Raw genomic sequence first — 5,593 nt, 5'->3', positions numbered from 1 at the left:
CGGACGGCCCGCGCCGAGCCGGTCGGCGAGCAGCGCCGCGCCGGGTCGCCGGGCCGGATCCTCGGCCAGGCACGCCAGGACCAGGTCGGCGACGTCGGCGGGCAGGCCGGGAACGCGGAGCGGGGGCACCGGCGGCCGGTTGGCACGCAGGTCCACGACGTCGTCCCAGGTCTGCACCGGCAGCGGGGCCCGACCGGTGAGCGCGCGGTAGAGCAGCGCGCCGAGCGCATAGACGTCGCCGGCCGGGTTGGCGGGGCCCGGGTCGAGCCGTTCCGGGGCGAAGTAGGCAGGGGTGCCCATCAACAGCTCACCGGTCTGCCCGACCGCCTGCGGGCCGGCCGGCGCGGCGATGCCGAAGTCGAGCACCTTCGCGCCGGTCTCGGTGAGCATCACGTTGGCCGGCTTGATGTCGCGGTGCACCACCCCGATCCGGTGCGCGGCGGCCAGCGCGGCGGCGACCTGCCCGGCCATCCGGACCGCCTCCGGCCAGGCCAGCGGCCCGCCGGCCAGCCGGTCGGCAAGCGTCCGCCCGTCCACCAGTTCCATGACCAGGTACGGCACCACGGTGCCGTCGGGCAGGGCCGCCTCGCCGTAGTCGTACACCTGGGTCACGTGCGGGTGGGTGAGCCGCGCCGCCGCCCGGGCCTCACGTTGGATGGTGGCGCGCCACTGCGGGTCGGCGGCGAGCCGGCCGGCGAGGGCCTTGACCGCGACGGGACGGTGCAGGACCTCGTCGTCGGCGCGCCACACCTCGGACATCCCGCCGAGGCCGATGCGCTCGCGCAGGACGTACCGGTCGTGCAGCCGCAGGGCGGGCGTGAACGGCGACATGATGCCCCAGTCTGCCTGGCCGGCTCGTGTGCGCGCCAACCGGCGGGGTCAGGGCTTGCGAGCCACCCCGCCGTACATGCTCACGTCGGCCACCGAGGGGCGCGGCTCGGGTTCGCCGTCGGCGCGCCACTCGGCCACCGAGCAGATGCCCGGCTCGATCAGCTCCAGGCCGTCGAAGAACCGGACGACCTCGTCCCGGGCGCGCAGGTTGATCACACCGTGCGGGCCGCCGCCACGGGCCGCCGCCTTCGCCTCCTCGGCCACCGCCGGTGGCAGGTAGTCGTGCGTGGCGTGCGAGGCGGCCAGGTAGCTGCCGGCGGGCAACGCGTCCAGCAGCCGGCTGACGGTGGTGTAGGGGTCGTCGCTGTCCGGCACGAAGTGCAGCACCGCCACGAGCATCAGAGCCACCGGTGCGGACAGGTCGAGGGTGCGGCGCAGGTCGGGGTGGGCGAGGATCCGCTCCGGGTCGCGCAGGTCCGCGTCGAGGTAGGCGGTCGCACCCTCGGTCGAGCTGGTGAGCAACGCCCGGGCGTGGGCCAGCACGATCGGGTCGTTGTCGACGTAGACCACGCGGGCGCGCGGCTCGATCGACTGCGCCACCTCGTGCGTGTTGTCGGCGGTCGGGATGCCGGTGCCGATGTCGAGGAACTGGCGGATTCCCGCCTCGCCGGCCAGGTGGCGCACCGCGCGCCGCAGGAACCGACGGTTCTCCACCGCGCTGAGCCGGATGGTCGGGAAGCGGGCGGCCATCGCGTCGCCGGACTCGCGGTCGGCCTGGAAGTTGTCCTTGCCGCCCAGCCAGTAGTTGTACCGCCGGGCCGGGTGCGCCACGGAGGTGTCGATCCGGTCGGCCGGGTGACCCGGCTCGGTCGCCGTGCCGGATGTTTCGCTGGTCAAGACCGCCTCCACGACTCGCGCGCCACCGCCGCCGGATGACGTCCGTCCACAATCGTCGGTTCCGCCGGTCATGCTAGCGCCCGGCGGCCCGACGGTCAGGCCCGGTACAGCTCGTCGCGGAGCCGGGTGAGCAGCTCGGCGGTGCGCTCCGGCGGTGCCGCCTCGACGCACAGCCGTTCCATCGCCTCGGCGTAGAAGTCGAGGTCGTCGCGCTTGTCCAGGTAGATCGCGCTGGTCAGCTGCTCGATGTAGACGATGTCCGGCAGGTCCTGGTCACCGAAGCGCAGGATGCTGAAGGCACCGCTGGCGGCGGCGTGCCCACCGGCCGAGAACGGGACGATCTGGAGCCGCACGTGTGGCGACGCGGTGGCGGCGACGAGGGCGTCCAGCTGTTCGCGCATCACCGCGGCCCCACCGATCGGGCGTCGCAGCACGGCCTCGTCGAGCACCGCCCACAGCTGCGGCGGGTCGCTGCGCCGCAGCAGTTCCTGCCGTTCCATCCGCAGCTCGACGCGGCGGTCCAGCTCCGCCGGCGACGCGCCGCGGTGCCCGAGCAGGATCACCTCCCGGGCGTACGCGGCGGTCTGCAGCAGGCCGGGTACGAACTGCACCTCGTAGGTGCGGATCAGCGCCGCCGCCGCCTCCAGCCCGAGGTAGGACTGGAACCAGGTGGGCAGGACGTCGCCGTAGCGGTGCCACCAGCCCGGGCTGTTCGCGTCCCGGGCCAGCTTGAGCAGCGCGGCGCGCTCGTCGGGCGCGGTGACCCCGTAGAGCGTGAGCAGGTCCGCGACGTCGCGCTCCTTGAAGCCGACCCGGCCCAGCTCCATCCGGCTGATCTTCGACTCGGAGGAGCGGATCTCCCAGCCGGCGCTCTCCCGGCTGACCCCGGCGCCCTCCCGTAGCCGGCGCAACTGCGCCCCGAGCAGCATGCGCAGCACGGTCGGACCGCTTGTCGGACCACCCTCGACGGGCACCGTCGCCACCTGACCGCCCCTCGCATCCCGGCTGCGCGACCGGGTGCCCTCCCCGGCCGACGAGTAAGCATGCCATGAACCGACAGTGAGGTGAACTCCTCCGGACGGCCGAGTTAGTCCCGTGGACGGGACGGCCGGATCAGGTGGTCGAAGTCGCCGTCCCGGGCGCCGAGCACGAAGGCGGCGATCTCGTCCACGGTGTAGATGAGCGCCGGCCCCTCCGGGTGGCGGGAGTTGCGCACCGCGATGCCGGTGCCGCCGGGCAGCTCGGCCAACTCGACGCAGTTGCCGCTGGGGTTGCTGCGGCGGCTCTTCAACCAGCGCATCGGGGGCAGGTCGGTCACGGGCACGCCGTTCGGCGGTTGTTGCATGGGCGTCCTTCGAAAGCGCCAGCCGAGGCCGCGGGGAGGAGCGTCTGTCGACTGAGGAGTGAGATGCACGTGCATCTGCTATTGCATCTGCAATGGACAGCGAGCATGATAGCCGAACGTACGGTGTGCCGGGTCGCTCACGTTCGGTGACCCGAACCCGGCCCCCGGATGCCGCCCGCGCGGCCGGGGACTGCGGTGAGGAGGGTGCGTGCCGGATCCGATGACCGTCGCCTCCGGCATCTCCGCCGCCGGCGCCCTGGTGTCCGCGTGGCAGCTGCGCCGCCGAGCGGTCCGCGCCGAGGCCGAGATCCAGCTGCTCCAGGCCGAGCTGGCCGCCGAACGGCACGCCGCCAGTCACGACCCGCTGACCGGCCTGCCCAACCGCCGGGCGTTCTTCCGGCTGGCCGCCGCCCTGCTCACCGACCCCAGCGGCCAGCCCCTGGTCGCGGTGGTGCTCGACCTGGACGACTTCAAGCAGGTCAACGACCGCTACGGGCACGCCGCCGGCGACCAGGTCCTGGTCAGCACGGCGCAGCGGCTGGCCGCGTTCGCCGGCAACAACCTGGTCGCCCGGCTCGGCGGCGACGAGTTCGCCGGCCTGCTGGTCAGCCCGGCGCACGACCGGCGCTGGATCGAGCACGCGACCCGCCGGCTCTGCGAGGCGCTCGCCGCGCCGATCCCGCTGGGCGGCCGCAGCATCCGGGTCACCGCCTCGGTCGGGCTCGCCCCGGTGCACGGCCCCGCCCAGCTCACCGACGCGCTCTGCCGCGCCGACGCGGCGATGTACGAGGCGAAGACGCTCGGCGCCGGGCGGTCCGCCCGTCAGCTCGTCGCCGAGTGCTGACCCTGCGCCGGGTGCGGCCCGGCCGCGCTCATCGCCAGCCGTAGCCCGCGCGCAGCGCCTGGCCGATCCGGTCGAACCGCGACCGGTCCAGCACCGCGCCCTCCCGGCGGATGCTGTCCTCGCGCATGGTGAGCACCCGGTCCAGGCGGACCCAGCTGGGCCGTCGGTCCCGGTCCCACTCCCCCGGGCCGAGCGACAGCCAGTGCCGCTGCCCGTCCCGGTCGCTCTGGCTGGACAGCATCAACCCGAACAGGGTGCGGCTGTGCCGGCCCACCACCAGCACCGGACGGTCCTTGCCCTGGCGCGGGTCGTCCTCGTAGGGCACCCAGGTCCAGACGATCTCCCCCGGGTCCGCCTGCCCGTCCGGCTCCGGGGCGTACGACAGTTCGCGGCGCTGCAACGCGCTGACCTGGCGGCGGCGCGCGACCTGAGCCGGGATCCGCCCGGCGGGTCGGGCGGGCGCGGCGGCGCCCCCGGTGATCCGACCGAGCCGGGACGCCACGTTCCTCAACAGACCTGCCACGGCGGGCAGCCTATCCGGTCGGCGGCCGGGGGAATCCGGTGGCGGGCGCGCCATCCGGTTCGCCACCATGCCCCGGTGACCGTTCCCCGCCACCAGATCCGGGCGGCCTTCACCGCCGACACCGTGACCGTCTACCAGGCGTACCCGCCGGAGACCGCCGACGCGGCGCTGGCCGCCGGCCGGTTCGCGCCGCCGTTCAAGCGGGAGCGGATGACCTGGATCAAGCCCTCGTTCCGCTGGATGATGTACCGCTGCGGCTGGGCGCTCAAGCCCGGGCAGGAGCGGGTGCTCGCGGTGCGGGTCAGCCGCGCCGGCTTCGAGTGGGCGCTCGGGCACGCCTGCCTGAGCGCCTACGACCCGCGGCGGCATCCGGACCGGGACGCCTGGCGGCGACAGCTGCGCGCCAGCCCGGTGCGGGTGCAGTGAGACCCGGAACGGTCGCTCCGGCTGGCGCCGCTGCCGTACCGGTCGGTGCAGGTGGGCCTCTCCGGCGAGGCGGTGCACCGGTACGTGGACGAGTGGCTGGTCGGGCTCACCGACGTCACCGCGCTGGCCCGGTCCGTCCACGAGCGGCTCACGGAGGGCGACGAGCCGGCCGCCACGGCGCTGCTGCCGGTGGAACGGCCGTACCCGCTGCCGCCCGAGGTCGCCCGGGTGGTCGGCGCCGACTGACCGACCAGACTGACCGACCCCGCCGCCGTGTCGGATGACCGTCACGCGGCGTACGTGCTCCGGTGCGCTCCGCCCGCGACGATGGGTTACGGCGGAGGGAGGGCGGCCGTGTTCGCGCAGGCGCTGCTCACGAAGCTCGCCGAGGAGCTGCTGAAACTGCTCGTCGGGTGGCTGGCCCCCCGGGTGCTGCGGTCCGTGCCGCACCCGGCCCCGCCGGACTGCCCGCGCTGCGGCGGGTACGGCGTGGCCCGGTGGGCGCCCCGGTGGGCGACGGCGGTGTTCGTGCTCTCCCTGCTCACCTTCGCCGGGGGCTTCACCGTCACCCTGCTCGGCCTGCCGCTTGTCGTCCTCCTCGCGGCGGTCGGTGCGCGGACCGTCTGGCAGGGCGACCCGGCGGCGGCGCTGCCCGACCTGGCCGCGCCGCTGGGCCTGGCGGTCCCGGGCCTGGTGACGGTGGCCGGCGCCGCCGGGATGGCCTGGT

The 5,593-nt window shown here is 74.8% G+C and carries 7 protein-coding genes and 1 pseudogene; 3 read left to right on the top strand and 5 right to left on the bottom strand.

All coding sequences use genetic code 11. The features are described 5' to 3' along the window. The 4 genes from HUW36_RS24360 to HUW36_RS24345 all read right to left on the bottom strand — a co-directional run. The coding region (locus HUW36_RS24360; RefSeq protein ID WP_174530305.1) for a serine/threonine-protein kinase at positions 1-831 on the bottom strand (831 nt) is incomplete at its 3' end. 48 nt (positions 832-879) lie between these two features. After that, complete coding sequence (locus tag HUW36_RS24355; RefSeq protein ID WP_246248309.1) at positions 880-1,728, bottom strand: SAM-dependent methyltransferase; 849 nt, start codon at positions 1,726-1,728, stop codon at positions 880-882. 95 nt (positions 1,729-1,823) lie between these two features. Next, positions 1,824-2,711 (bottom strand): helix-turn-helix domain-containing protein, encoded by an 888-nt coding sequence (locus tag HUW36_RS24350; protein ID WP_174530303.1) that lies wholly within the window; start codon positions 2,709-2,711, stop codon positions 1,824-1,826. Between the two features lie 104 nt (positions 2,712-2,815). Beyond that, positions 2,816-3,073: a DUF397 domain-containing protein gene (locus HUW36_RS24345; RefSeq protein WP_174530302.1), complete on the bottom strand. Its 258-nt coding sequence runs from the start codon at positions 3,071-3,073 to the stop codon at positions 2,816-2,818. 208 nt (positions 3,074-3,281) lie between these two features. On the opposite strand from HUW36_RS24345, the gene HUW36_RS24340 reads away from it, so the two are divergent. Next, the gene (locus HUW36_RS24340; RefSeq protein ID WP_174530301.1) at positions 3,282-3,917 is read left to right on the top strand and encodes a GGDEF domain-containing protein; all 636 of its coding nucleotides are present in this window, start codon (positions 3,282-3,284) and stop codon (positions 3,915-3,917) included. Positions 3,918-3,945: 28 nt separating this feature from the next. Here the strand turns inward: HUW36_RS24340 and HUW36_RS24335 are convergent, their stop codons facing one another. Further along, a complete protein-coding gene (locus tag HUW36_RS24335) occupies positions 3,946-4,440 on the bottom strand; it encodes a type II toxin-antitoxin system PemK/MazF family toxin (RefSeq protein ID WP_174530300.1) in 495 nt (164 codons plus the stop codon). Between the two features lie 75 nt (positions 4,441-4,515). On the opposite strand from HUW36_RS24335, the pseudogene HUW36_RS24330 reads away from it, so the two are divergent. Together HUW36_RS24330 and HUW36_RS24325 are read left to right on the top strand one after the other, a co-directional pair. Beyond that, positions 4,516-5,112 (top strand): annotated as a pseudogene (locus tag HUW36_RS24330) (DUF4291 domain-containing protein). A 108-nt stretch (positions 5,113-5,220) separates the two neighbouring features. Next, on the top strand, positions 5,221-5,593 hold a 373-nt coding region (locus tag HUW36_RS24325; RefSeq protein ID WP_217428867.1), incomplete at its 3' end, for a hypothetical protein.

The sequence above is a fragment of the Micromonospora maritima genome (assembly GCF_902825405.1).
Lineage (GTDB): Bacteria > Actinomycetota > Actinomycetes > Mycobacteriales > Micromonosporaceae > Micromonospora > Micromonospora maritima.
The sequence above is the reverse complement of the archived record's forward strand: the minus strand, read 5'-3'. Positions and strand labels throughout refer to the sequence as shown.